Origin of the sequence: Frankia sp. R82 (assembly GCF_023716925.1) — a bacterium.
Lineage (GTDB): Bacteria > Actinomycetota > Actinomycetes > Frankiales > Frankiaceae > Frankia.
This window is the reverse complement of record NZ_JAMQQG010000169.1, coordinates 1-1,228: the sequence shown is the minus strand read 5'-3', so window position 1 is coordinate 1,228 and position 1,228 is coordinate 1. Positions and strand designations below refer to the sequence as shown.

1 protein-coding gene is annotated in these 1,228 nt (G+C 65.6%); it reads right to left on the bottom strand.

The features are described 5' to 3' along the window. Positions 1-42: 42 nt before the first annotated feature. Positions 43-1,211 (bottom strand): IS3 family transposase gene (locus ND747_RS16420; RefSeq protein ID WP_251734480.1). Its coding sequence is split into 2 segments (ribosomal slippage): positions 43-953 and positions 953-1,211, totalling 1,170 coding nucleotides; the frame shifts between segments, so codons are not numbered across the junction. Positions 1,212-1,228: the final 17 nt, after the last annotated feature.

Sequence of the window (1,228 nt, the reverse complement as noted above, 5' to 3'; positions counted from 1 at the left end):
TGAAGCTGCCCCGGTTTCGTTCACAGGTAGGGCTTTGAACGGTTAGGCGGCTTTATCGTACTCCTGGAAGCGGGTTTCGTGGTCCTGGGGGCTGAGGTATCCGTTGGTGGAGTGGCGGCGTCGCCGGTTGTAGAAGCCCTCGATGAAGTCGAAGATTGCGGCGCGGGCCTGGTCGTGGGTGGTGAAGGTGGTGCGGTCGAGGAGTTCGCATTCGAGGGTGGCGAAGAAAGATTCCGTGACCGCATTGTCGTAGCAATCACCAGAGGATCCGACGGAGCGTCGCACCTGGTGTTTCTCGCAGATCTTCGCGAATTCCCGGGACGTGTATTGGCTTCCTTGATCGGAGTGGTGGATGATGCCGGGTTCGGGGCGGCGGTGGCGTAGTGCCATGGTGAGGGCGTCGGCGACAAGAGGGGTTTTCTGCTCGGCGGACATGGACCAGCCGACGATGCGCCGGGCGTACAGGTCGAGGACGACCGCGAGGTAGAGCCAGCCCTGCTCGGTCGGGATGTAGGTGACGTCCGCGGTCCAGATCTGGTTCGGGGCGGGGGCGGTGAAGTCGCGGTTGACCAGGTCGGGAGGCAGGTGCGCGGCCCGATCCCGGCGGGTCAGGCTGACCGGCCGGCGGCGGTGGACTCCTTGCAGGCCAGCTTGTTTCATCAGCCGGGCGACGCGTTTGCGGCCGACCTGCACGCCGGCGGCGGCCAGGTCGGCGTGCACGCGCGGGGCGCCGTAGGTGGCTCGGGACGCGGCATGCACCGCCGTGATCTTCGTGGTCAGGGTCTGGTCGGCTGCGGTCCGGGTGGACCGCCCGCCGCGGCGACGCCAGGCGTAGTAGCCCTCGCGTGACACACCGAGCACGCGGGCCAGGACGGAGACAGAGTGGTGTGTTTTCTCCGCATCGATCAGAGCGAACTTCATGTCTGACCGGTCTCCGTCGCGAAGAAAATCGTGGCCTTGCGGAGGATGTCGCGTTCCTCACGGAGCTGCCGGTTCTCTTTCCGGAGACGGTTCAACTCCTCACGTTCGGCGGCGCTGATCTCGTCCGCTCGGGTGTCGTCCTGGCGGGAGGCTTCCCGCACCCAGTTACGGATCGACTGCCCCGACGGGCCGTATTCCTTCGCGAGTTCCTCGGGCAGCCGGCCGGCCCGGACAAGATCCACCATCTGTTGGCGGAACTCTTCCGTGTACGGCGGTTTTGATCTCGGCACCTGTACTCCTCCCTGAG